Annotated in this window: 18 protein-coding genes and 1 riboswitch; of the genes, 3 read left to right on the forward strand and 15 right to left on the reverse strand. The window is 70.8% G+C overall.

What is annotated here, in order from left to right:
* Positions 1 to 5 precede the first annotated feature (5 nt).
* From ACIGDI_RS24125 to ACIGDI_RS24175, 11 genes are all read right to left on the reverse strand, one after another.
* Positions 6 to 482 carry a septum formation initiator family protein gene (locus tag ACIGDI_RS24125; protein WP_399900098.1) on the reverse strand — a complete coding sequence of 159 codons (477 nt, stop codon included), beginning with the start codon at positions 480 to 482 and terminating at the stop codon, positions 6 to 8.
* Positions 483 to 591: 109 nt separating this feature from the next.
* Positions 592 to 1,878, reverse strand: a complete 1,287-nt coding sequence (eno, locus tag ACIGDI_RS24130; protein ID WP_058924887.1) for a phosphopyruvate hydratase — start codon at positions 1,876 to 1,878, stop codon at positions 592 to 594.
* A 333-nt stretch (positions 1,879 to 2,211) separates the two neighbouring features.
* The gene (locus tag ACIGDI_RS24135) at positions 2,212 to 2,892 is read right to left on the reverse strand and encodes a transglycosylase family protein (RefSeq protein ID WP_200704321.1); all 681 of its coding nucleotides are present in this window, start codon (positions 2,890 to 2,892) and stop codon (positions 2,212 to 2,214) included.
* 3 nt (positions 2,893 to 2,895) lie between these two features.
* A riboswitch (cyclic di-AMP (ydaO/yuaA leader) is annotated at positions 2,896 to 3,066 on the reverse strand.
* Positions 3,067 to 3,261: 195 nt separating this feature from the next.
* Positions 3,262 to 4,245 (reverse strand): transglycosylase family protein, encoded by a 984-nt coding sequence (locus ACIGDI_RS24140; protein WP_399900101.1) that lies wholly within the window; start codon positions 4,243 to 4,245, stop codon positions 3,262 to 3,264.
* Between the two features lie 155 nt (positions 4,246 to 4,400).
* Positions 4,401 to 5,807 (reverse strand): cytochrome P450, encoded by a 1,407-nt coding sequence (locus ACIGDI_RS24145; protein ID WP_399900104.1) that lies wholly within the window; start codon positions 5,805 to 5,807, stop codon positions 4,401 to 4,403.
* Positions 5,808 to 6,084: 277 nt separating this feature from the next.
* A complete protein-coding gene (locus tag ACIGDI_RS24150) occupies positions 6,085 to 7,092 on the reverse strand; it encodes a nucleoside triphosphate pyrophosphohydrolase (protein ID WP_399900107.1) in 1,008 nt (335 codons plus the stop codon).
* 166 nt (positions 7,093 to 7,258) lie between these two features.
* Complete coding sequence (locus ACIGDI_RS24155) at positions 7,259 to 7,906, reverse strand: SurA N-terminal domain-containing protein (protein ID WP_399900110.1); 648 nt, start codon at positions 7,904 to 7,906, stop codon at positions 7,259 to 7,261.
* 158 nt (positions 7,907 to 8,064) lie between these two features.
* Entirely contained in the window at positions 8,065 to 8,892 is an 828-nt protein-coding gene (locus ACIGDI_RS24160) for a glycoside hydrolase domain-containing protein (RefSeq protein ID WP_399900113.1), read from the reverse strand.
* Between the two features lie 183 nt (positions 8,893 to 9,075).
* Positions 9,076 to 10,572, reverse strand: a complete 1,497-nt coding sequence (locus ACIGDI_RS24165; RefSeq protein ID WP_399901150.1) for a protein kinase — start codon at positions 10,570 to 10,572, stop codon at positions 9,076 to 9,078.
* 38 nt (positions 10,573 to 10,610) lie between these two features.
* Positions 10,611 to 11,267 (reverse strand): hypothetical protein, encoded by a 657-nt coding sequence (locus ACIGDI_RS24170; protein ID WP_399900116.1) that lies wholly within the window; start codon positions 11,265 to 11,267, stop codon positions 10,611 to 10,613.
* A 156-nt stretch (positions 11,268 to 11,423) separates the two neighbouring features.
* Positions 11,424 to 13,613, reverse strand: coding sequence for an N-6 DNA methylase (locus tag ACIGDI_RS24175; RefSeq protein ID WP_399900119.1), 2,190 nt, complete (start codon positions 13,611 to 13,613; stop codon positions 11,424 to 11,426).
* A 208-nt stretch (positions 13,614 to 13,821) separates the two neighbouring features.
* Here ACIGDI_RS24175 and ACIGDI_RS24180 point away from each other — a divergent pair, with 208 nt between their 5' ends.
* Together ACIGDI_RS24180 and ACIGDI_RS24185 are read left to right on the forward strand one after the other, a co-directional pair.
* Complete coding sequence (locus ACIGDI_RS24180; RefSeq protein ID WP_399900122.1) at positions 13,822 to 14,520, forward strand: hypothetical protein; 699 nt, start codon at positions 13,822 to 13,824, stop codon at positions 14,518 to 14,520.
* 101 nt (positions 14,521 to 14,621) lie between these two features.
* Entirely contained in the window at positions 14,622 to 15,344 is a 723-nt protein-coding gene (locus tag ACIGDI_RS24185) for a hypothetical protein (protein ID WP_399900125.1), read from the forward strand.
* A 69-nt stretch (positions 15,345 to 15,413) separates the two neighbouring features.
* On the opposite strand, the gene ACIGDI_RS24190 is transcribed toward ACIGDI_RS24185, so the two are convergent.
* Positions 15,414 to 16,130 carry an HNH endonuclease family protein gene (locus ACIGDI_RS24190; RefSeq protein WP_399900128.1) on the reverse strand — a complete coding sequence of 239 codons (717 nt, stop codon included), beginning with the start codon at positions 16,128 to 16,130 and terminating at the stop codon, positions 15,414 to 15,416.
* A gap of 201 nt (positions 16,131 to 16,331) precedes the next feature.
* On the opposite strand from ACIGDI_RS24190, the gene ACIGDI_RS24195 reads away from it, so the two are divergent.
* A complete protein-coding gene (locus ACIGDI_RS24195) occupies positions 16,332 to 16,523 on the forward strand; it encodes an antitoxin (RefSeq protein ID WP_399900131.1) in 192 nt (63 codons plus the stop codon).
* Between the two features lie 110 nt (positions 16,524 to 16,633).
* Here ACIGDI_RS24195 and mfd read toward each other — a convergent pair whose 3' ends face one another.
* The 3 genes from mfd to ACIGDI_RS24210 all read right to left on the reverse strand — a co-directional run bounded on the left by mfd (position 16,634) and on the right by ACIGDI_RS24210 (position 23,766).
* A complete protein-coding gene (gene mfd / locus ACIGDI_RS24200) occupies positions 16,634 to 20,164 on the reverse strand; it encodes a transcription-repair coupling factor (protein WP_399900134.1) in 3,531 nt (1,176 codons plus the stop codon).
* A gap of 237 nt (positions 20,165 to 20,401) precedes the next feature.
* Complete coding sequence (locus ACIGDI_RS24205) at positions 20,402 to 22,981, reverse strand: ABC transporter permease (protein WP_399900137.1); 2,580 nt, start codon at positions 22,979 to 22,981, stop codon at positions 20,402 to 20,404.
* Entirely contained in the window at positions 22,978 to 23,766 is a 789-nt protein-coding gene (locus tag ACIGDI_RS24210; protein WP_058924873.1) for an ABC transporter ATP-binding protein, read from the reverse strand. The genes ACIGDI_RS24205 and ACIGDI_RS24210 overlap by 4 nt, the downstream gene beginning before the upstream one ends.
* Positions 23,767 to 23,949: the final 183 nt, after the last annotated feature.

Raw genomic sequence — 23,949 nt, forward strand, 5'->3', positions numbered from 1 at the left:
TCAGGTCACTGGTCGGAGGCGTCGGACTTGTCGACCCCGTCCCAGACGTTCGCGTACCACGGGCGGTCTGCGCCGCCCAGTTCGGCGCGCGACTGCTTGGCGCCGTGCGGGTCGATGACGACGTATCCCGTCTCGCCCGGCATCACGTAGTGCAGCCGCTGCCGGATCTGCTGCTCGGCGTAGGAGTCGTCCTGCCAGCGCGCCTTGAGGTCGCGCAGCTGCTCGACCCGCTCCTCGGCCTGCTGCTTCTGGCGCTGCAGATCGGAGATCTCGGCGCGCTGGGAGACGTACTGCCTTATCGGGTAGGCGAGGGCCACGACGAGGGTGCACAGCACCAGGGCGAGCAGCGCGGCCCGGCCCGTCAGCCGGGAGCGGCGGGCCTGCCGTTTGGTCTGGGAGCGGTAGACCCGGGCCGCCGTCTGCTCGCCGAGCAGCCTGAGCCTGGTCGCGGTGGAGAACCGGTCCCGGTCCTTCACGGCCATGTCCCCGCCTCCCGTTCATCGCCGTTCACACGTGCGTACGTCCCCGCACACGGTACGGGACCGGTACGGGGACGTACGTACGACTGGCTCAGGATTGACCCTTTGCGGCTCAGCCCTTGAAGCGGGGGAAGGCGCTGCGGCCGGCGTACACCGCGGCGTCGTCGAGGATCTCCTCGATGCGCAGCAGCTGGTTGTACTTGGCGACGCGCTCGGAGCGGGCCGGGGCGCCGGTCTTGATCTGGCCGCAGTTGGTGGCGACGGCGAGGTCGGCGATGGTGACGTCCTCGGTCTCGCCGGAGCGGTGGGACATCATGCACTTGAAGCCGTTGCGCTGGGCCAGCTCGACGGCGTCCAGGGTCTCGGTCAGCGAGCCGATCTGGTTGACCTTGACCAGCAGGGCGTTGGCGGTGCCCTCCTCGATGCCGCGGGCCAGGCGCTCGGGGTTGGTGACGAACAGGTCGTCGCCGACGATCTGCACCTTGTCGCCGAGCTTGTCCGTGAGGACCTTCCAGCCGGCCCAGTCGTCCTCGAACAGCGGGTCCTCGATGGAGACGAGCGGGTAGGCCGCCACGAGCTCCTCGTAGTACTCCGTCATCTCGGCGGCCGAGCGGTCCTTGCCCTCGAACTGGTACTTGCCGTCCTTGTAGAACTCGGAGGCGGCGACGTCGAGCGCGAGGGCGATCTGCTCGCCGGGGACGTACCCGGCCTGCTTGATGGCCTCGAGGATCAGGTCGAGGGCGTCACGGTTGGAGCCCAGGTTCGGGGCGAAGCCGCCCTCGTCGCCGAGGCCGGTGGCCAGGCCCTTGGACTTCAGCACGGACTTGAGGGTGTGGTAGACCTCGGCGCCCCAGCGCAGGGCCTCGGAGAAGGTCTCCGCGCCGATCGGGGCGATCATGAACTCCTGGATGTCCACGTTGGAGTCGGCGTGCGAGCCGCCGTTCAGGATGTTCATCATCGGCACCGGCAGCAGGTGCGCGTTCGGGCCGCCCAGGTAGCGGAAGAGGGGGAGGTCGCTGGCCTCGGAGGCGGCGTGGGCGACGGCGAGGGAGACGCCGAGGATGGCGTTGGCGCCCAGCGAGCCCTTGTTGTCGGTGGCGTCCAGGTCGAACATGGCCTGGTCGATCAGGCGCTGCTCGGTGGCGTCGTAGCCGACCAGCTCCGGGCCGATCTGCTCGATGACGGCGAGGACGGCCTTCTCGACACCCTTGCCCTTGTAGCGGTTGGGGTCACCGTCGCGGAGCTCGATGGCCTCGAAGGCGCCCGTGGAGGCGCCGGAGGGGACGGCGGCACGACCCGTGCTGCCGTCGTCGAGGCCGACCTCGACCTCGACCGTGGGGTTGCCTCGGGAGTCCAGGATTTCCCGGGCTACGACGACGTCGATGGACGGCACGAGCATCTCCTTCTTGGATGTGACGCTGGTTGTGCGGGGCACGTGGGCCCTTCTGGGCCCTACCTCAGCCTTGCGACTAGAGCCTAACCGCCCCGGGGCCATCGGCCAGCCGACCGACCGTCCCGTGGACAAGGACAGACGGTACCTATTGTTCACGCCCGGAACAAAGGAGGGTGAACACAGCATGTATCGCGGGCGACGGCGGGCAAAGAAAAACCCCGCTCCGGTGCGTACGGGGGAAGACGCACCGGAGCGGGGAGCCCGTGGGGACGGGGGTGGCCCTCACGTGCCTCCACTGTGGGGGACACGGATGTGCGGGGCCTGTGGTTCGACTGTGTCCTACTTCAGGTGCAGCTGCTGACCGGGGTAGATCAGGTCGGCGTCCGTGACGATGTCCTTGTTCAGGTCGAACAGCTTCTTCCAGCCGCCCTTGACCTTGTGGTCGGCGGCGATGGAGCTGAGGGTGTCGCCCTTGACGACCTTGTACTCGCCGTCACCCTTCTTGACCTTCTTGCCGGTCGGGGTGGTGACGGTCTTGGTCGACTTCTTGGGGGCCGGACGCTCGGAGGAGCGGGAGGCCTGCTGCTCGGTGGTGGAGCGGGTGGTGGTGCCGGACGAGCCGGTGGAGGCGCTGGAGCCGTTGTAGGCGGCGCTGGACAGGCCCGTGCCGCAGACCGGCCAGGCACCCTTGCCCTGGGAGGCGAGAACCTTCTCGGCGACGGCTATCTGCTGGGACTTGGAGGCCTGGTTGGCCTGCGGGGCGTAGGCGGTGCCGCCGTACGCGGCCCAGGTGGAGGCGGAGAACTGCAGACCGCCGTAGTAGCCGTTGCCGGTGTTGATGGACCAGTTGCCGCCCGACTCGCACTGGGCGACCGCGTCCCACTCGGAGGCCGTGGCGGCGGAGGCGTTGCCGGCCGCCATCAGCGGGGCGGCGATGGCGACACCGGTGACACCGGCGAGCGCGGCGGCGCGGGTGGCCTTGGACGGACGACGGTGCTTGCCCTTGGCGGAAAACAGCATGGTGGATCCCCTCACCGACGCCTGCGAGGTGAGCTGTCGGGTTCGGGCCGGTTGAGTTGCCCGGCCGCGGCCTCGCTCTCGCGAGCCGCGGCTACACCCCAAGCCACCACCGTCAACCACCCGGTGGGGCACTTACCTTGGGTCCCCCGCTCCTGCCTACGGCGCTGTTAAGCGACGACTGTTCCCGTACGGCCGCTGGCAGGATTCGGCGTTGCGACAGACGGGGCTCGGGTTGCCGAGCGGTCACGACCGTAGACACGGAATCCGCCGAATTTCAAAGACGATCAGGGCTTCTGAGACTCATCCCACACTTTCACCAAACCGGACATTCAGCGCGAAGCGTGACGTGAACTCCCGCCGCATTTCGCCCTATTCGGCAGGGAGATCCAGGGTCTGACCGGTGAAGATGTGGTTCGGGTCGGTACCGATGGCCTGCTTGTTCGCGTCGTAGATGGCGCGCCATCCGCCGTCCACGTCAAGGGAGTCGGCGATGGAGGCGAGAGTGTCGCCGGTGCGGACCGTGTACGAGTCGTGCGCGGCGGCCTTCGTGGCGCCGCCGTCGACACTCTCGTCGGCGCTGGCGCCGCGGTGCTTGCCGGTGCCGGTGCCGGTCGTCGCGGAGTCGACGGCCCCGGTGTCGACGAGGCTCCAAGAACCCAGCGCCTGCTGAGAATTGTCCGACTCGTCACCCTTCGCCCGACCCGCGGACGAGCCGCCGGCCCCCTGGGACGCGCTCGGAGTCGAGATGGAGGGCGAGGCGGAGCTGTCCGATTTGCTGGACTTGCCACTGGAATGCGAGGAAGAGCCCGGAGAGACCGAGGGCGAACCGGACGCGTCCGAGGAGGCGGAGTCACCGGACGGGTCGCTCGACGCGTTACCCGACGAATTGGACAAACCAGTTGAGTCCGAACCGTCGGACGAATCGGATGAGTCGGACGAGCCGCCCCCGATGCCGGTGTCCACGTCTGCCGAACCGGAGTCCTTGCTCAGCCCCGACGTCAGTCCGCAGGTATGGAAGGCGCCGACGCCTTCGGCGTCCAGGAGCTTCTCGGCGACGGCTATCTGCTGGTTGCGGCTGGCCAGGTCGGCCCGGGGGGCGTAGTCGAGGCCGCCGTACTTCTCCCAGTCCGCCTGGGACAGCTTCAGGCCGCCGTAGAAGCCGCTGCCGCTGTTCTCGCTCCAGGAGCCACCTGTCTCGCACTGCGCCACCTTGTCCCAGGTGGTCCCGTCGGCGGCGCTGGCGCCACCCGCGGCGAACAGCGGGATCGCGATGGCGGAGCCGGTCACTCCGGCCGCGACGAGGAGAGCCGGAGCCTGGCGGGGGCGACGGTGACGACCGTTCCCGGAGAGCATGCGGAGGGCCTTTCGCGAGACAGCAATGACCGCGGCGCGTGAAGCTTGGGCCAAACCTTCGCGCCGCTGTTGATCCGTGAACGTAGCGGCTACCGATCACTTGTCACAAGTTAATGCCGCGTAGATCACGTGAAGATCACAGACTTGAGCGCGTGTCACGTTTGCGCGGCCGGACGCGATGCGTCGACCGGGGTGAACTCGACCGGGAGCGTGCGGAGTCCACGCATGATGAGCCCGCCCCGCCACCTCAACTCCCCCGGTTCCTCGGCCAGTCGGAGATCCGGCAGCCGGGTGAGGAGCGTCGCGAGGGCGGTCTGGCCCTCCAGCCGGGCCAGCGGGGCGCCCAGGCAGTAATGGATGCCGTGGCCGTATCCCAGGTGCTGGTTGTCGCGTCGGGACAGGTCGAGGGTGTCGGGTTCGGTGAACCGGGCGGGGTCGCGGTCCGCCGCGGCGAGTACGACGAGCACGGGGTCGCCGGCCGCGATGTCCTGTCCGCCGATGGTCAGCGGCTCGGTGGCGAACCGCCAGGTGGCGAGCTCCACCGGCCCGTCGTAGCGCAGGAGTTCCTCCACACCGGTCTCCAGCAGGCCGCGTTCGCCCGCGGCGAGGGAGCTCTGCAGGCGGGCCCGCTGCTCGGGGTGGGTGAGAAGGGCGAAGGTGCCGTTGCCGATGAGGTTGACGGTGGTCTCGAACCCCGCGAAGAGCAGGATGAAGGCCATCGCCGCGGCCTCGTTCTCGGTGAGGTGCTCGCCGTGGTCGGAGGCGCGGATCAGGCCGGAGATGAGGTCCTCGCCGGGGGCGGGGGTGTCCGGGAGGGCGGCGCGCTTGCGGTGGATGAGGTCGGCGAGATACCCGCGCATCTTCTTCACCGACCGCGCCACCCCGCCCCTGGGCCCGCCCTGATGCCGGATCATCATCCCCGCCCAGTCCCGGAAGTCGTCCTGGTCCTCGCGGGGCACGCCGAGCAGGTCGCAGATCGCGTGGATGGGCAGCGGGAAGGCGAACTCGTGGATGAGGTCGGCGGAGCCCTTCTCCGCGAACCGGTCGATGAACTGATCGGTCAACTGCTGCACGCGCGGAGCGAATTCGGCCACCCTGCGAGGCGTGAACGCCTTGGAGACGAGGCGGCGCAGCCGGGTGTGGTCGGGCGGGTCGATGTTGAGCAGATGCGTCATCAACTCGGCCTTGCGCTCACCCGGAATGCCCGTCTTGCCCTTGGCGTGCGCGGGCTCGTCGTGATGGGCCGGGTTCTTCGACAGCCGGTTGTCGGCGAGGGTCTGCTTGGCGTCGGCGTAACGCGTGACCAGCCAGGCTTCGACTCCGCTGGGGAGGGTGGTGCGGTGCACGGGGGCGTGCTCGCGGAGCCAGGCGTAGGCGGGGTAGGGGTTGGTGGCGAATTCCCAGGTGAAGAGGGCGGGGGGTGAGGGGGTGGGGGTGGTGGGCTCCGGGGGCGCGGGTGTCGCGGACGCGGGGGTGTCGGGCTCGGGAGTGGGGGGTGCGGGGGCGGCGGGCGCGGACGCGGACGCGGGGGTGGGCTGGTCGGGGGTGGGCTGGTCGGTCACTCCTTGACGGTATCCGGGTTCGAGGGGAGTGCCCTACGGAGGGCGGCGAGGGTGGCGAGGGTGGCGGCGGCGTGCGGGGCGCCGTCTTCGGCGCCCTCGGCCGGGCAGTGTTCGGCACGGACGAGGTGCAGGGCCGCGAGGTCCAGCCGGCCCTCAGGGTGGCCCGCGCGCGCCGCCCTGTCGCCTGCACGACCGTCGAGCTCCCCGCAGCCGCCGGTGCCGCCAACTCGGCTTCCGTCAGGCCCCCTTGCCTTGCCCCGCCCTCGAGGCGACGGGACTAACCCGGCAGCCCCTCGGCCCTGCGCACCGCGTCGCGATAGGTGCGCGCCGCCACCCGCAGAGCCGCCTCGGGATCCACTCCCTCCGCCTCCGCCCGCGCCGCCAGCGCCAGCAGCTCGTACCCGATGCCCTCGCCGGCGGGAAGCGGCACCTCCAGGGCCGCCGTGCGCACCCTCGACGCCAGCTTCGAGGCGAGGGCCAGGCCGGGCTGCCCGAGGGGTATGCCGTCGGTCACCGACTCCCGCTGCTTCTCGATCGCCTTCGTGCGCAGCCAGTGCTCCTTGACCTCCTCCGGGGTCGAGGCGGTCTCGTCGCCGAAGACGTGCGGGTGGCGGTGGACGAGCTTCGCGACGATGCCGCCGGCCACGTCGTCGATCGAGAAGGGGGCGTCCGGGTCCTCCTCGGCGATGCGGGAGTGGAAGACGACCTGGAGCAGGACGTCCCCCAGTTCCTCGCGCAGCTCGTCGCGGTCTCCGTCCTCGATCGCCTCGACGAGTTCGTAGGCCTCCTCGATGCCGTACTTCGCCAGGCCCTTGTGGGTCTGCTGCGAGGACCAGGGGCACTCGGCGCGGATCCGGTCCATGACCTGGACGAGGTCCAGGAGACGGGCGCCGGGGAGGTCGTAGGAGGCGGGGAGGAGTTCCAGCTCGGGCATGCTCACCCGGCCCGAGCCGGCGAGGCGTGCCAGGCCGTCCGTGAGCGCGGGCTCGCCCTCACCCGTGGCGACGACGACCACCGTGCGGCCGCCGGCGCAGGCGGCCAACAGTTCCTCCGCCGTCGGGGACGCCTCGTCGACCCGTATGCCCGCCTCCCGCAGATAGGGCAGCTGCGGGTGAGCGCCGTCCGCGCACAGCACGCGGTCGGCGGCGTGCAGGACCTGCCAGGCGGGCCAGGAGAGGAGACCGGGCGCGACGCGGTGGCTGGTGGTGAGCAGGACGATGCGGCCGGGGGCGACGGCCTCGTCGGGGTCCTGGTCGGGGGCGGGGTCGAAGCTGGTTGCGTTCACGATTCGAAGCTAACGCACGTCACCGACAGCCCCGTGAGTTGTCCACAGGCGGGGATCCACAGGGGCGGAAATCCACAGACGGGGGCGGGCGTCCACAGGGGCGGGGCATCCACGGGGGCAGGGCGTCCACAGGGCGCCCGCCCTCGCTGCCGGACCGTTCCTCCGGTTACGCGGTGCCCTGCGAGGCCGCCGTCGTGACCTCTCGTACCCACGGCGTCTTCGCGTCGACGCGGCTGCTCTTCTGGACGTCCCAGGAGCCGTAGCGCGGGTTGAGGTCGACGTGGAGTTCCTTGGACGCCTTGGACAGGGCGTTCCAGAAGGCAGGCTTGCTGGTGTCGGTGTCGAGGGTCTGGGCGAGCTTCTGCGCCTCCAGCTGGAGGCGGAGGTTGTCGTCGAGGCGCTTGGGCGCCACGCCGTACTGCTGCAGCCATGCCGTCTCGAGCGCCTTGGAGCCGCCGACCTGCTGTTCCAGGCCGCTGCGCATCTGCTGGATCTCCTTGGTGGTGACGGTCACGCCGTTGTCCTGGGCGGCCCGGTGCAGTACCCGGTCGAGCACCATGTTGTGCAGGGTGTCGCGGGTGAGGCTGCCGGTCTGGGCGACGGCCTGCTTGTACTGCGCGTCGTTCGCCACGGCCGTGCGCTGGGCCGTGCGTACCTCGTTGACCCGGTTCTCCAGCTGCGCCACGGTGATCCGCTGGCCGCCGACGACGGCCGCGGCGCCGGGATGCGAGTCGCTTCCGCAGGCGGTGAGGAGGGGGGCCGCAGCGGCGATCGCGGCGGTGAGCAGGAGCGCGGTGCGACGACGGCGGTGCAAGGAAGCCTCCCGAGGAGATTGTGCGACGGTGCACAAAGTCTTGCGGTGATCGATGTTAGGCAGTGGGACGGCTGTGGCCAACCCATTCGACCGACCCATTCGACCAACGATTCACCGCCGCTTCGGGCACCGCCGCGCCCCGGGAGGTCCGAGGGGGCTCAGCCGGTGATGGCCACCGGGGCGTCCCACGCGTCGCGGTCCACGGTGATCGTGTAGCCGTTGCGCGTCTCCTTGCTGTTGACCAGGTACTGGTGGCCGCGGCTGTGACCGGTGTACTGGGTCGAGCCGAAGGGCCAGTCCGCCGTCGTGGTGTTCTGCTTGTCCCACAGGGCGTACCAGAGGTTGCCCGGCAGGTCCGTCTTGTCCGTGGCGTTCGCGATGGCCTTGGCGCTGGAGCTGGTGAATCCGTAGTAGCCGGCGCGGTAGGTCTTGGCGCGCAGTTCCTTGTCGAAGGCGCGGACATAGGTGAGCACGGCGTTGTTGCACGACGTGTTCGTGATGTCGTACGACTCCATGTCCAGGTAGATCGGGCTGCCGGCCTTCATGCCGAGCGCGGAGGACTTGGCGACGGCGTCGTCCGCGTCGGTCTTGCCGAGGGAGGCGGCGGTCGTGGCGGTGAGCTTCTCGGGGTTGGAGCCGGACTGGCAGGGCGGCTGGGCGCCGACGTAGAGCGGGATGAGCTTCCAGCCGAGGGTGCTGACGGATTTGACCCAGGAGGCGGTGAGGTTGGGCTGGGAGCAGCCTCGGTTCCGGCCGCCGACGTAGACGGCGGCGGCGCCGTAGAAGCCGGTGTGCCAGGCCTTCATCGCGGACAGGGAGGGTGCGGCGCAGGTGTCGAAGGCGCGCCCGGTGTACGTCTTCTGCGCGGGCCAGGCGGTGGCGGCCATGGAGGTCTGCGCGGCGATCCCCGCCCCGGCGACGACGGCGGCGCCGGCGACGGCCCACGTGATGTATCTGCGCTTCTTGGACTGCCGGTGGCCGGCCATGGATTCCCCACCCTTGGTTGTGCGTCGAGGCGATTGCCGGTGCGTTCGACTGCCCGTGCGTTCGAGGCGATGCCTGGCTAAAACGAACCGCAACCTATCCGGCGGCGTTCATGCGTTCGGGAAACACAAGCCCCGCTGGTTCACAAGATTCCCTCATGGCACGGCAAAATCGTGCGCCTTCCGCTAGCCGCGCACCTGCCCGAGCCACTGCAGCGTGCGGCGGATCTCGGCCGCGAGCGGGTGGGCGGGGCCGCGCAGGCGCTCCACGTCCATCAGCAGGCGCGCGAGCACGTCGTGCGCGGCGGGGCGGTCGCCGAGGGCGAGGAGCAGGTGGCCGATGCGCCGGCGGACCTCGTGCGAGAGCTCGGGGTCGCCCGCCGACACGTACTGGTTCTCGTAGTACGGCAGCAGCGCGCGGTACTCCGCGAGCGCCCCCGCCGGATCGCCGAGCGCCTCCAGGCACTGGGCGGCCTCGTAGCGGAACCGGAGCGACTGGGGGTCGGCCTGACCGGCCTCGGCGGCGCGTTCGTCGGCGAGACGGCGCAGTTCGGGCAGCGCGCGCCGGTACTGGCCGTCGTCCATGAGCGTGGCCGCGTACTGCTTGCGCAGGGTGCGTACGACCGGGGAGTGCTCGCCGTGCTGTTCCGCCGCGGCGGGCAGGATCGCGCCGAGGATGTCCACGGCCTGGGTGATGCGGCCCTCGCCGAGGAGGCGCTTGACCTCGTCGACGGCGCGCGCGACGTCCGGTTTCTCGGCGCTCTCGGGCATGGGCGTGACGGGGGCGGGCTGGGGCGCGGGCGTGCGCGCGCGGTCCGGCCAGGGGGCGTGCGGGCGCAGGAAGGGGCGCGTGGGGTCGAGGGGCGCCCCCGTGGGCGTCCCGCGCGCGGGCAGGAGCAGCGCCAGGTGCTCGTACACCTCCTGCGCGGACGCCGGACGGTGCTGCGGGTCCTTCGCGAGCAGGCGCAGGACGAGCGCTTCGAGCGGCTCCGGTACCTCGGGGCGGATACGGCGCACGGGCACCGGGGGCTCGTAGAGGTGCCGGTGCAGCACGCCGAGCGCCGTGGAGCCGGCGAACGGGACGTCACCGCTGAGCAGTTCGTGCAGGAGCACGCCGAGCGCGTACAGGTCGGTGTACGGGCCGACCGCGCCGCCCATGGCCTGCTCGGGCGCCATGTAGGCGGGCGAGCCGATGGGCGTGCCGGTGTGGGTGAGGCGGGTGGTGTCGGCGTCCATGACGGAGGCCACGCCCAGGTCGAGGACGGTGACGGTGCCGTCCTGCTTGACCATCACGTTGCGCGGCTTGAGGTCGCGGTGGACGATCGGCACGGCGTGCACGGCGCTCAGCACGGCGCAGAGTTGCGCGGCCACCGCGACGGCCCACTGCCACGGGTACGGGTCGTGCTCGGCGAGGTGGTCGGAGAGGTCCGCGCCGTCGACGTACTGCATGACGAGGAACAGCTCCTCGCCCTCGCTGCCCGCGTCGTGCACGGTGACGAGCCCGGGGTGGTCGACCTGCGCGGTCACCCGGCACTCGCGCACGAACCGCCGGCGCAGTTCGTCGGCCTCCTGCCCGGCCACCTTGTCGGGGCGCAGCAGCTTCACCGCCACGCGCCGGTCGAGCCGTTGGTCGTAGGCCGTCCAGACCTGTCCCATGCCGCCCTGTCCGATGAGCGTGGACAGTTCGTACCGGCCGGCGACGACGCGTCCTGCCGTCACGGTCACCTTCCGCCCTCGTGGTTGCCGTCGCTCCCGCCGGGGTGCTTGCGCAAGTAGTCGCTGAGCTCGTCGAGTTCGGCGCGCACCTGGTCGATGCGGGCGGGGGCGGGCCGCTGCGGCGGCGCGGGGGCGGGCGCGGGCGGCTGGGGCACGGGCGTGTGGGAGGCGGGTGCGGGGGGCGCGGGCGTGTGGGGCATCGGCGGCGGGGTGTACGGCGGCCGCGGGGTGCTCGGCACGGTCGCCGCGGTGAACGGCGAGGAGGCCTGCGGGTATCCGTAGCCCGGCGTCATCGGCGGCTGTCCGGCGTAGGGCCGGCCGAGCCGGCTGAAGTGACGTATGTCCGCGTAGAGGAAGTACCCGGCACAGGCCACGGCGTTCAGCAGCAGGATGCTCATGCCGATGTTGCCGTTCGGGGTGCTGAAGTCGTCGGTGTGGTCGGTGCTGAGGAACGCGAAGCTGGTGCCGAGGACCACCACCGAGGCCGCGAAGACCCACCAGTCGACGGCCCGGCGCGTCACGATGGCCGCGCGGAGCGTCGCCACCCACGCCAGGAACCCGATGCTCAGGATCGGCACGGCCACGAAGATCACGCGCAGCACGACCAGCACGCCCGTCGAGGGTCGTTTCGGCGGAGGCGGCGCGTAGCCGGGGCCGTGCATGGCTGCTCCTGGAGGCCTGGTGGGGGCGGACGTGTGTGTGCCGTGTCCGAGCGTATAGGCCGACAAGGACAACCGGTCCGGCTTGTACCGAACCGTTGTCGTGCTGATCCACTCCGTACGACGGCGCGTGATTCAGGGGGCGTCCCCCCAGCCGTCTCAGCCGGGCGCCACCGTCCCGTCCGTCAGCCCGTCGTACATCCCGCGCACGAGCTGGTCCCCGAGCCGGTTCGCGCGCCTGAGCGCCCGCTCGAACTCGTCGAGTGCGCGGAAACGCGCGCCGTAGCGCCGTTGTTCGTCGAGCGCGAGCCGGGGCAACTGGAGCCGGCGCACATCCAGGCGCGTGGCCGTGGACGCGTAGCTGCTGGCCTGACGGTTGTTGGCGGTGCCGCGAAGGAAGCCGGCGAGGAACCAGGGGTCGAGCGCCGTGGGATCGGGGCGCAGAAGCACGAGGTTGCGCCCCACGGCGGCGCCCCCCGTCGCGTCGTCGATCACGCGCGCCACCGCGCCACCGCCGAGCACCGGCACGACGACGTCGCCCGGCTCGGTCAGCACGGCCTCCTCGTCGCTCTCGGGAAGCGTGCCGGAGGGCGCCGTACCGGCGAGCACGTCGTGGTCGGTGAGAACGGGCACGCGCGCGTGGCCGCCGTTTCCGCCCGTACGCATCACCAGGGCACCCCCGCGCGCGAGTTCACCGACGGTCGTGAACGGCCAGCGGGGCGCCGGCTGCGCGGGGTCGGCGGGCGGTGGGGTGAGTTCGACCGTCAGGCGCAGGGTGTCGCCGAGGCGTTCGCGTACGGCGGTGAGCGCGTCGGTGCCGTCGGCCGCGGCCGGCGGCGGCAGATGGCGGGCCGGCGCGAGGTCGACGTCGTCGTCGAGGAGGTCGATGACGGGAAGGGAGCGGGCCAGCCCCGGACGTTCCTGGAGGGTGCTGCCCGCGCGGTCGAAGGCGCCCCAGGCCTCCAGCACGGCCTCGCGCACCGCCCGCCAGTCGGGGCCGCCGCGCCCCTCGGTCGCGTACTGCCCGGTGTCGACGAGCAGCACCTCGGGCTGCGCGGGCGCCTTGTCGGGCCGGTGCAGAACCCACAGGTGGAGGGGGATGTTGTACGGCGGTGCCGCACCGATCGGCAGCGCGACGACGGCGCGCAGCGCGCCGCGGCGCAGCAGGTCGGCGCGGATACGGCGGCCGGAGCGGCGGGAGGCGGCGGCGGGCGGCATGAGCAGTACGGCGGTGCCTCCGTCGCGCAGGCGGGCGAGGGCGTGCTGGACCCAGGCGAGCTCGGACTCGTTGCGGGCGGGGAAGCCGTACTCCCAGCGGGGGTCGTAGGCGAGTTCGTCGTGCCCCCAGTTGCGCTCGTTGAACGGCGGGTGGCACAGGACGGCGTCGGCGCGCAGGTCCGGGAAGGCGTCGGCGCGCAGGGTGTCGCCCGCGGCGGCGCGGACGGTGGCCCGGGTGTGCAGGGCGAGGCGGAGCGCGGTGAGCGCGGCGAGGTCGGGGGCGCTGTCCTGGACGTAGAGCTCCTGGTCGGGGCGGGAGGAGACGGCGCGCAGGAGGGCGCCGGTGCCGCCGGCCGGGTCGAGGAGGGTGCGGGCCGGACCGGCCAGGTCGGCCATGAGGCCCGCGAGTTCGGTGGGGGTGAGCGTGTACTGGCGCGGGTTGGCGTCGAGATGCCGGCCGAGCAGGAACTCGAAGGCCTGCCGGGCGCCCAGGTCGGCGGCGAGTTCGGCGGCGCCACGCAGGAGGGGGGCGGAGGGGAGGAGTTGGGGGCCGGTGGGGGTGTGAACTGCCGGCGAGGTGTTCACAGCGTGAATGGCTGAGGGGGAGTTCACGCCGTGAATCGGCGGCGGCGTGTTCACAGCATCAGGGGTGCCCGCTCGGGGCGGCGGGTTGACGGGCGACGACGGGTTCACAGCGACCGCAGCGTTCACAGCGGCCGATGCGTTCACGGCCCCCGCGCCGAACCGCGGCACCAGCACCTGCTCCAGCGCCCCCGGCAGCATCGCGGCCAGCCGTTCATCCGACCCCGAGCTGACCTCGAGCCACACCGTCGGCCGCTCGTGAATGAGCAGCAGTACGCATCCGGCGTGCGTCAGCGCGGCGACCGGCCCCTCGGGGTGCCCCGCGAGCTGCTGCCAGACGCGTTCGCGCAGCGGGACCTCGGCGAGTTTCCCCTGCTTGCGCAGCCAGGCCTCGACCTCGGCCAGCGCGAAGGAGGGGCTGGTCTCGGTGCCGCCGACAGGCTTGGGGAAGTCGGCGTGGCGGCGGCGCCAGTTGCTGACGGCGGCGCGGCCGACTCCGGCCAGCCGGGCGATCCCGGCGGCGGTCACCTCTGTCGCGTTGTCCTGCACCCGTCGGCTCCCCTCGTCGTCCCCGTGTCCCGACCTCTGCGTGTGAGCCGAGCATACCGACGCAGGCAAGAGCCACCCCTTCACGACCGTGTACACATCTAGTCTCGTGAACCGTGTTGACTCGGTTCACAAGCTCTGCTCTTATTGACCCATCGAACAGCGGCCACCGACGAGGAGGCGGCCGCACCGTCCGAGGGGGGACACAGCCATGGGCATGAAGGGCAAGGTCGCACTGGGGGCCGTCGTCGGGATCGTCGTCATCGGTGCCGTGTCGGCGAACGCCGGCGACAACGGCAAGGACAACGGCGGCAACGACAAGGGCTCCTCGGCCTCCGCCGGCCACGACTCCGACGGCAAGAAGACCGCCAAGGGCAAGGACAGCGGCACGAAGGCCGGCGAGAAGAAGGTCGCCTTCGCCGGGGACGGCGAGTTCCGGGTCGGCAAGGACGTCAAGCCCGGCACCTACCGCACCACCGGCAACAGCGACGGCATGTGCTACTGGGAGCGCGCGAAGGACGCCAAGGGCGAGATGGACTCGATCCTCTCCAACGACAACGTCACCGGCGCCAGTTACGTGACCGTCAAGGCCACCGACAAGATCTTCAAGTCCAACGGCTGCAAGGACTGGGAGGCCGTCGACCTCAAGGCGAAGGCCAAGGGCACGCCCGCCTCCCGTATGGCCGGCGACGGCGGCATGTTCAGAGTCGGCGCCGACATCGCGCCCGGCACCTACCGTTCCACCGGCAACACCGACGACTCCTGCTACTGGGAGCGCGCCAAGGACGCCAAGGGCGACATGAACTCCATCATCGCCAACAACAACGTCAGCGGCACGGCCGTCGTCACCATCAGCGCCTCGGACGGCTACTTCAAGACGACCGGCTGCAAGGACTGGAAGAAGGCCTGACCCACCCGGCCGCCCCCTGTGCGCGGCCCCGCCACCGCCCCCGTCCTGGTCCCCGCCCCCCGCACCCTCTCCCCACTCACCACTCCCCTTGAAGGACTGTCATGCGTCTCTCGCCCCGTGTCGCCACGCTGTTCGCCGTCGCGGCGCTTCCCCTGGCCCTCACCGCCTGTTCCTCCGGCTCGTCCTCCGACTCGCCCTCGGGCGCGAACGCCAAGCCGGCCAAGGCCAAGGACCTCAACGCCGGTCTGGCCACGGGTACGGAGCTGAAGAAGGCGCTGGCGCCCGCGTCGGCCTTCCCGGCCGGGTTCACCCTCGAGGCCGACGGCGCGTCGGACAGCGGCGGCCAGTTCCTTGCCCCGTCCGCCCGCAAGACCGCCAAGCCGGACTGCACGAAGCTGGAGGCCACGTCCTGGATGCAGGTGACCGGCTACGAGGGAGGCGTGTCGTTCGCCCAGGACGACTACGTGAACAAGGACAAGACCGAGGAAATGGCCCAGGAGATCGACGAGTTCCAGGGTTCCACGGCCAGCGCCGTGATGAAGCAGCTGCAGTCCGTCGCGGCGGAGTGCGCCACGTTCACGGACACGGACGCCCACGCCAAGGTGAAGGTCGCCGGTGCCGCGACGACTGGACTCGGTGACGAGGCCTACACGATGACGCTGACGAGCGGCGCCTGGCAGAACGGGACCACGCTCGTCGCGGCCCGTTCGGGCAACGCCGTGGTCACCGTGCTGTCCACGGCGGGCAGCGACAACGGCGCCACGACGGCGAAGAAGCTGACGAGCCGGCTCCTCACGTCCCTGAAGGACCTGAAGACCGCCTGATCCTGCCTGTTCCCCGCGCATGCGGAGGCCGCGGTCGGTCCACACGGATTCCGTGTGGACCGACCGCGGTCAGTTCGCGTGGAACCGCGCCGGAGCCTCAGTCGGGTTGCCCCCGGCAGGGAGCTTCTGCCCGGGGCACGTCCGGAGCACCTTCTCCATCGCGGCCTTCTCGGCGGCGGTCACCCACAGTTGGTACTTCTTCTTCACGGCGACCTGGGCGGCGACGTAGGTGCACCGGTACGCCTTGTTCGGGGGCAGCCAGGTCGCCGTGTCGCCGTCGCCCTTCGAACGGTTGGTGCTGGCGTCGACCGCTATGAGGTTGAGCGGGTCGTTCGCGAGGGCTATGCGCTTGCCCGCGTCCCAGTACTTGGCGCCCTTCTGCCAGGCGTCGGAGAGGGGGACGACATGGTCGATGTCGACGAGGCTGCGGCCGCGCCGGTAGGTGACCTTCTTGCCGGAGTAGGGGTCCGACTCCAGTACGCCGTACGACACCTTGCACTGGCCACGGCTGAACTTCACCTCGTCCAGGTCCCGTTTGAGGATGTCGTCGCGGGTGTCGCAGGAGTTGGAGTCGGTGTCGGCCCAGGCGGTGCCGAACCGTTCCCGCGAGTAGCCCGTCTTCGGCGCCCGGCCCTTGACGGTCAGCGACTCGGCCGCGGTGAGCGCGGCCCCGCCGCCCCCGGCCTCCTGTGGACCGCCGGACCCGGTGGTCGTCTCCGCCTTGCACCCGGCCACGGCGAACACCAACACGACGGCAGCCGCGGCCCCGCCCCTCAGACGCCTCACGTTGCGTCCCTCCCCTTTGTCACCCCGGTGGGCCCCGCACGGGGCGTTTTCCCTGTACGACTCCGCGCACACCGTAGCGACAGGGCGCACGGGGGCACGCACGAGGGCCGCGCAGGGTTTCGGCCAGGCATCCCACGAGTGGGCATTTGCCCCATACCGGTCGTATCGTCGATTCTGAGTCACCTATGGAAGGAGCTCTGGATGGGCATCTTCGACAGGTTCAAGAGCAACCGCATGGCGCAGGACAAGGCCAGGGACATGTCCGACGCCGCGGAGAAGAAGGTCAACGAGAGGACGGGCAACAAGTACGAGAGCCAGGTCGACCAGGGCCAGCAGAGGCTCGAGGACCAGCTCGGCATGGATCGCGACCGCGACCGCCCCGACCAGCCGTAGACCGGTCCCGCACGGCCCCACGCGAACGGCTCGCCACGCACTCACGTTCAGGCCACCGGCCCCCCACGGGGCCGGTGGCCTGATGCCTGTTCAGGACGGGTGAGGGAGGGTCAGGACCCCAGGATCGACGTCAGGAACTCCCCGACCCAGCCCAGCAACTCCCGTCCGACCAGCGGCTTCCCGCCGACCTTCGCCGTCTTCGGCCGTGGCACCAGCACCTGGTGCGCCGCCGGCTTGATGACCGTCCCGGGGTACAGGCGCTTGACGCGCAGTTCCTGGGACTCCCTCAACTCCACCGGTGCGAAGCGGATGTTGTTGCCCTGCAGGACGACCTCGCCGACGCCGCACGCGCGGGCGAGCATGCGCAGGCCCGCCACGAGCAGCAGGTTCTCGACCGGCTCGGGCAACTTGCCGTAGCGGTCGACGAGTTCCTCGCGGACGGACTTGATGTCCTCCTCCGTGTTGGCGGAGGCGATGGCACGGTAGGCCTGCAGGCGCAGCCGCTCGCCGGGGGCGTAGTCGTGCGGCACGTGGGCGTCGACCGGCAGCTCGATCTTGACCTCGAGCGGCGGCTCCTCCTCCACGCCGCCCTCCAGGGAGGCCCGGTAGTCCGCGACGGCCTCGCCGACCATGCGCACGTACAGGTCGAAGCCGACGCCCGCGATGTGGCCGGACTGTTCGCCGCCGAGGAGGTTTCCGGCGCCGCGGATCTCCAGGTCCTTCATCGCCACGTACATGCCCGCGCCCATCTCGGTGTGCTGGGCGATCGTGGCGAGACGCTCGTGGGCCGTCTCCGTCAGCGGCTTCTCCGGCGGGTAGAGGAAGTAGGCGTAGCCGCGCTCGCGGCCGCGGCCGACCCGGCCGCGCAGCTGGTGCAGCTGCGAGAGGCCGAAGTTGTCGCCGCGCTCGACGATCAGGGTGTTGGCGTTGGAGATGTCGATGCCGGACTCGACGATCGTCGTGGAGACCAGGACGTCGTACTTCTTCTCCCAGAAGTCGACGACGACCTGTTCCAGCGTCGTCTCCGACATCTGGCCGTGGGCGGTGGCGATACGCGCCTCGGGGACGATCTCGCGCAGGCGGGACGCGGCCCGGTCGATGGACTCGACCCGGTTGTGGATGTAGAAGACCTGGCCCTCGCGCAGCAGTTCACGGCGGATGGCCGCGCCGATCTGCTTCTCCTCGTACGGGCCGACGAAGGTCAGCACCGGGTGGCGTTCCTCCGGCGGGGTGGTGATGGTCGACATCTCGCGGATGCCGGTGACGGCCATCTCCAGGGTGCGCGGGATCGGGGTCGCGGACATCGTCAGCACGTCGACGTTGGCGCGCAGCTTCTTCAACTGCTCCTTGTGCTCGACGCCGAAGCGCTGCTCCTCGTCGACGATGACCAGGCCCAGGTCCTTGAACTTCGTCTCGGAGGAGAACAGGCGATGGGTGCCGATGACGACGTCCACCGAGCCGTCGCGCAGTCCCTCCAGCACCGCCTTGGCCTCGGTGTCGGTCTGGAAGCGGCTCAACGCCCTCACGTTGACCGGGAACTGGGAGTAGCGCTCGGAGAACGTCCCGAAGTGCTGCTGCACCAGCAGCGTGGTCGGCACCAGGACCGCGACCTGCTTGCCGTCCTGGACGGCCTTGAAGGCGGCGCGCACGGCGATCTCGGTCTTGCCGTAGCCGACGTCGCCGCAGATCAGGCGGTCCATGGGGACCGTCTTCTCCATGTCCTCCTTGACCTCGGCGATGGTGGTGAGCTGGTCGGGGGTCTCCGCGTAGGGGAAGGCGTCCTCCAGCTCGCGCTGCCAGGGGGTGTCGGATCCGAAGGCGTGGCCGGGCGCCGCCATCCGCGCGCTGTAGAGCTTGATGAGGTCCGCCGCGATCTCCTTGACGGCCTTCTTGGCGCGCGCCTTGGTCTTGGTCCAGTCGGCGCCCCCCAGCCGGTGCAGGGTGGGGGCCTCGCCGCCGACGTACTTGGTGATCTGTTCCAGCTGGTCGGTGGGGATGTAGAGGCGGTCGCCCGGCTGGCCGCGCTTGGCGGGGGCGTACTCGACGACCAGGTACTCGCGGGTGGCGCCCTGGACGGTGCGCTGCACCATCTCGATGTAGCGGCCCACGCCGTGCTGCTCGTGGACGATGTAGTCGCCCGTCTCCAGGGTGAGCGGGTCGATGGTCTTGCGGCGGCGGGCCGGCATCCGGGCGCCGTCCTTGCCGGCCGCCTTCTGGCCGGAGAGGTCGGTCTCGGTCAGGACCGCGAGCTTGAGGGCCGGGTCGACGAAGCCGTAGTCGATCGAGCCGCACGCCACGTGCACGACGGACGGGGCGATCGTGCCCAGTTCGGTCTCCAGGCGGGCCGCGATGCCCTCGCCGCCCAGCACCTCGACCGTGCGGGCCGCGGGGCCGTGGCCCTCGGTGACGAAGACCGTGCGCCAGCCGTCGGCGAGCCAGCCCTTGGTGTCGGCGAGGGCCTTGGCGGTGTCGCCGCGGTAGGTCTCGGGGGCGTGCATGCCGAGCTTGAGGGTGTCGGCGTCGAGCTCCTCGTCGGCGGCGAACGGCGACACCGACCACCACATCATGTCCAGTTCGCGCGCCCGGTCCCGGACGTCCGCGATGGACCACAGGGAGGCCGCGTCGACGTCGATGGGGGCCTCGCCGCCGCCCGCGGTGGCGGCCCAGGAGGCCTGCAGGAACTCCTGGCTGGTGGCGACCAGGTCGGCGGCACGCGTGCGGACCCGCTCCGGATCGCACACGAGGGCCATGGCGCCCTTGGGCAGGACGTCGAGCAGCAGCTCCATGTCGTCGACGAGGACGGGAGCCAGTGACTCCATGCCCTCCACGGCGATCCCCTCGGCGATCTTGCCGAGCAGCTCGCCGAGCTCGGGGTGCTGCTCGGCGAGGGCACGCGCACGCGTACGGACGTCGTCCGTCAACAGAAGTTCACGGCAGGGGGGCGCCCACAGCCCGTGCTCGGCGACTTCGAGGGAGCGCTGGTCGGCGACCTTGAAGTAGCGGATCTCCTCGATGTCGTCGCCCCAGAACTCGACGCGCAGGGGGTGTTCCTCGGTGGGCGGGAAGACGTCCAGGATCCCGCCGCGTACGGCGAACTCGCCGCGCTTCTCGACGAGCTCCACGCGCGCGTACGCGGCGGCGGCGAGGGCCTCGACGACCTCGTTCAGGTCGGCCGTACGCCCGGTCCTGAGCGCGACCGGCTCCAGGTCGCCGAGCCCCTTGACCTGCGGCTGCAGCACGGAGCGTACGGGCGCGACGACCACGGAGACCGGGCCGGTCTCGGGGTCGTCGGTGCTGGGGTGGGCGAGCCGACGCAGGACGGCCAGGCGGCGGCCGACGGTGTCGCTGCGGGGGCTCAGCCGCTCGTGCGGGAGGGTCTCCCAGGAGGGGTACTCCACGACTTCGTCCGGCGGCAGCAGCGATCTCAGGGCGGCGGCGAGGTCCTCCGCCTCCCGGCCGGTCGCCGTCACCGCCAGCACCGGGCGGCCGGTCTCGCGGGCCAGCGCGGCGACCGCGAAGGGGCGGGCCGCAGGGGGGCCGACCAGGTCGACGTGCATGCGGTTGCCGTCGGCGCCCGCCTTGATCGCTTCCGCGAGGGCGGGGTCCTTGACGACGGCGTCGAGCAGACCGTGCAGGCTCATTCTGGGCGGCTTTCGTCCGGGGGTGGGCAACGCGAATCGCCCGACGCGCGCTGCGGGCCGGGGGTACCTCCAGCGTACGTCGCGCCTCGCGGGGGCGCCGGGGCTGTGGACAACGTCGGTTTCCGGTGTGCCGGAGTCGGCCGTCGGGCCGAATGCGCGCGAACGGGCCCGGTGCCGGTGAGTCCCCCAAGACTCCCCGGCACCGGGCCGCTCCCCCGCAACCCCCGTATGCGGTGGCTATTCGGTGGCGATGGCGTTCAGGACGTTCATCCGGCCCGCCCGGAACGCCGGGATCAGTGCCGCGAACAGGCCCACGAAGGCCGATCCGAGGAACACCGCGATGATCGTCGGCCACGGGATGTCGAGGACCTTCAGGCCCTCCAGGGCGAGCAGCTTCTGGGCCGTCGCGCCCCAGCCCATGCCCAGCCCCAGGCCCAGCAGGGCGCCGAAGAGGGCGATGACGACCGACTCCAAGCGGATCATGCGGCGCAGCTGGCGGCGGGAGAGACCGATGGCCCGCATCAGGCCGATCTCCCGGGTCCGCTCCACCACCGACAGGGCCAGGGTGTTCACCACACCCAGGATCGCGACGATGATCGCCAGGGCGAGCAGGCCGTAGATCATGTTCAGCAGCTGGCCGATCTGGTCCTTCAGCGCCTGCTTGTAGTCGGTCTGGTCGCGCACCTTGTACTGCGGGTAGTCGTGCAGCGCGGACTTCAGCGACTTGTACGCGGCGTCCTGCTGCCCGTGCCGGGCGGTGGCGAAGACCAGCTGGTCGAGGGGCATCTTGTCGGCCGGGACGTACTTGGCGAGCGTCGCGATCGACATGTACTTGGCGCCCTGGTCGATCACGACGTCACTGCTGGTGATCGCCCGGACGGTCAGGTTCGCGGTGCGGCCGCCCTTGAAGGCGACCTTGATCTTCGAGCCGAGGTGGATGTCGTGCGCCTTGGCGAACTTCTCGTGCACCGACATGGAGTCGGGCCGGTAGGCGTCCTTGAGGTTGCCGGCGACCGTCTTGGTGCGCAGGTCCGTCGCGTACGTCGGGTCGGCCGCGGTGATGTCGGTGTCCTTGAGGAGCTTGCCGTCGGGCGTGGTGTAGTCGGCCTGCATCGACCGGTACTCGGTGACCCGCGCCAGTCCCGGCGTGTCCTTGACCGCCTTGACCGCCTGCGGGGTCACCAGCTGCCCGCTGTCGGACTGGATGATGAAGTCCGTGCCGACGGTCTTGTCGAGCTGGTCGGTCGCGGAGGCGACCATGGAGGAGCCGACGACCGACAGGCAGGCGACCAGCGCGAGCCCGATCATCAGGGCGGCGCCCGTGGCTCCGGTGCGGCGCGGGTTGCGCAGCGCGTTGCGCTCGGCCATGCGGCCGACCGGACCGAACATCCGCAGCAGTACGGCGCCCAGGACGCGCACCACACCGCCCGCGAGGAGCGGGCCGATGACGACGAACCCGATGAGCGAGAGCACGATGCCCAGGCCCAGCCACAGCGAGCCGTCGGCGGCCTTGCTGACGCCCGCGGCCAGGTAGAGGCAGTAGCCGCCGGCGCCGGTGAGGAGCACGCCCACCAGGGCCCGTACGCGGCCGGCCTTGGCGTCGGCGGGGGCGCCGGCGTCGCGCAGGGCGGCCATCGGGGAGACCTTTCCGGCCCGGCGGGCGGGCAGGTAGGCGGCGAGGACGGTGACGACGACACCGAGCAGCAGGCCGACCACGGGGGTGGTCCAGGCGACCGTCAGATCGCTGGTCGACAGGTGCATGCCCATGGAGCCCATGAGTTTCATCAGTCCGACCGCGAGGCCGACCCCCGCGCCGACCCCGAGGACGGAACCGAACAGGCCCAGCAGCAGCGCCTCGGCCAGCACCGACCGGTTGACCTGCTTGCGGCTCGAGCCGATGGCCCGCATCAGGCCGATCTCCCGCGTCCGCTGGGCGACCAGCATCGAGAAGGTGTTGATGATCAGGAAGATGCCGACCAGGAAGGCGATCCCGGCGAAGCCGAGCATCGCGTACTTCATGACGTTCATGAAGCCTTCGACGTCCTTCTGGTTGGCGTCGGCGGTCTCCTTGGCGGTCTGCACCTTGTAGCCGGCGCCGAGTTCGGTGACGACGTTCTTCTTCAGCTGCGGGTCGGTCACTCCGGAGGCGGCCGTGACGTTGACGTTGGTGAAGACACCGGTCCTGCCGACGAGCGTCCGCTGGGCCGTCTTCGTGTCCAGGTAGAAGATCGCCGCGCCGGGGTTGGTGACCTGGAAGTCGGCGATGCCGGAGATCTTCGCGCTGTGGGTGCCGACCGCGCTGATCACGGCGAGTTCGTCGCCCAGCTTCAGGTGGTGCTTGTCGACGGTGTCGCGGTCCACCATCACCTGGTCGGGGCCCTTGGGCGCCGTACCGGAGGTGATCTTCATGGTGCGGGCGTCGTTGCCGTTCCAGCTGCCCACGATGGTGGGGGCGCCGCTGGAGGGCGAGAGGCTGTCCTTCTTGCCGTCGACGACGGTCACGGAGGTCGAGAAGACGGTCCCCTCGGCCGACTTCACGCCCTGGGCCGCGCGCACCTTGGTGAGCACGGAGGCCGGCATGACGGGCGGCCTGCCGTTGTCGGAGGTCGTCTCACCGCTGTCCGAGGCGCCCTTGGCGCTGACGGTGACGTCGGAGGAGGTGGCCTGGAACAGCTTGTCGAAGGTGGTGTTCATGGTGTCCGTGAACACCAGCGTCCCGCAGACGAAGGCGACGGACAGCAGGACGGCTATGGCCGACAGGGCCATGCGCCCCTTGTGCGCGAAGAAGTTGCGCAGGGAGGTCTTCAGGACGGTCATGACGTACGCCCCCGGGCGTCGAAGTCCTTCATGCGGTCCAGGACGGCCTCGGCGGTCGGCCGGTGCATCTCGTCGACGATCCGGCCGTCGGCGAGGTACAGCACCCGGTCCGCGTACGAGGCCGCGACGGGGTCGTGCGTGACCATCACGATGGTCTGCCCGAGCTCGTCGACGGACCTGCGCAGGAAGCCCAGGACCTCGGCACCCGCGCGTGAGTCGAGGTTTCCGGTCGGCTCGTCACCGAAGATGATCTCGGGGCGGGCGGCCAGTGCCCGGGCCACGGCGACGCGCTGCTGCTGGCCGCCGGAGAGCTGGGTGGGCCGGTGCTTGAGCCGGTCGGAGAGGCCGACGGTGTCCACCACGCGTGACAGCCACTGCTGGTCCGGCTTGCGGCCGGCGATGTCCATGGGCAGCGTGATGTTCTCGATCGCGTTCAGCGTGGGCAGCAGGTTGAAGGCCTGGAAGATGAAGCCGATCCGGTCGCGCCGCAGCCGGGTGAGCTTCTTGTCCTTCAGGCCGGTGATCTCGGTCTCGTCGAGATAGATCTGCCCGGACGTCACGGTGTCGAGTCCGGCGAGGCAGTGCATCAGCGTGGACTTGCCGGAGCCCGAGGGCCCCATGATCGCGGTGAACTGCCCGCGGGCGATGTCCACGTCCACGTGGTCGAGGGCGACGACACGGGTCTCCCCGGCCCCGTACGCCTTGACGACCTGCCGCGCTCGCGCGGCAACGGCCGTACGCCCTCCAGTGCCCCCGTGCCTGGGAATGGTCACGGCCGATGTCATGGCATATCTCCTATGTCGGTCATTGGATGGGTCGCGCGGTCCCGGTGCTGTGCGAGCCGGTGTGCGTCCCGAACTGCTTCGACGACGAGTCTGGTCCCGCGGAGGGGTCCGGCGCGCTGGTGCCCGGCACCCTCTTCTACGGGGGAAAACCCCACCCCCGCCGGTTCGGTCAACCGCCCCCCA

The sequence above is a fragment of the Streptomyces sp. NPDC085900 genome (assembly GCF_044540925.1).
GTDB lineage: Bacteria > Actinomycetota > Actinomycetes > Streptomycetales > Streptomycetaceae > Streptomyces > Streptomyces gilvifuscus.

Coding starts and splice junctions, on each gene's coding strand:
- mfd (WP_399900134.1), bottom strand. CDS start 20,164: ATGAGCCTGCACGGTCTGCTCGACGCCGTCGTCAAGGACCCCGCCCTC.
- ACIGDI_RS24185 (WP_399900125.1), top strand. CDS start 14,622: ATGCGTCTCTCGCCCCGTGTCGCCACGCTGTTCGCCGTCGCGGCGCTT.
- ACIGDI_RS24140 (WP_399900101.1), bottom strand. CDS start 4,245: ATGCTCTCCGGGAACGGTCGTCACCGTCGCCCCCGCCAGGCTCCGGCT.
- ACIGDI_RS24160 (WP_399900113.1), bottom strand. CDS start 8,892: ATGGCCGGCCACCGGCAGTCCAAGAAGCGCAGATACATCACGTGGGCC.
- ACIGDI_RS24205 (WP_399900137.1), bottom strand. CDS start 22,981: ATGACCGTCCTGAAGACCTCCCTGCGCAACTTCTTCGCGCACAAGGGG.
- ACIGDI_RS24170 (WP_399900116.1), bottom strand. CDS start 11,267: ATGCACGGCCCCGGCTACGCGCCGCCTCCGCCGAAACGACCCTCGACG.
- ACIGDI_RS24135 (WP_200704321.1), bottom strand. CDS start 2,892: ATGCTGTTTTCCGCCAAGGGCAAGCACCGTCGTCCGTCCAAGGCCACC.
- ACIGDI_RS24180 (WP_399900122.1), top strand. CDS start 13,822: ATGGGCATGAAGGGCAAGGTCGCACTGGGGGCCGTCGTCGGGATCGTC.
- ACIGDI_RS24125 (WP_399900098.1), bottom strand. CDS start 482: ATGGCCGTGAAGGACCGGGACCGGTTCTCCACCGCGACCAGGCTCAGG.
- ACIGDI_RS24195 (WP_399900131.1), top strand. CDS start 16,332: ATGGGCATCTTCGACAGGTTCAAGAGCAACCGCATGGCGCAGGACAAG.
- eno (WP_058924887.1), bottom strand. CDS start 1,878: ATGCTCGTGCCGTCCATCGACGTCGTCGTAGCCCGGGAAATCCTGGAC.
- ACIGDI_RS24210 (WP_058924873.1), bottom strand. CDS start 23,766: ATGACATCGGCCGTGACCATTCCCAGGCACGGGGGCACTGGAGGGCGT.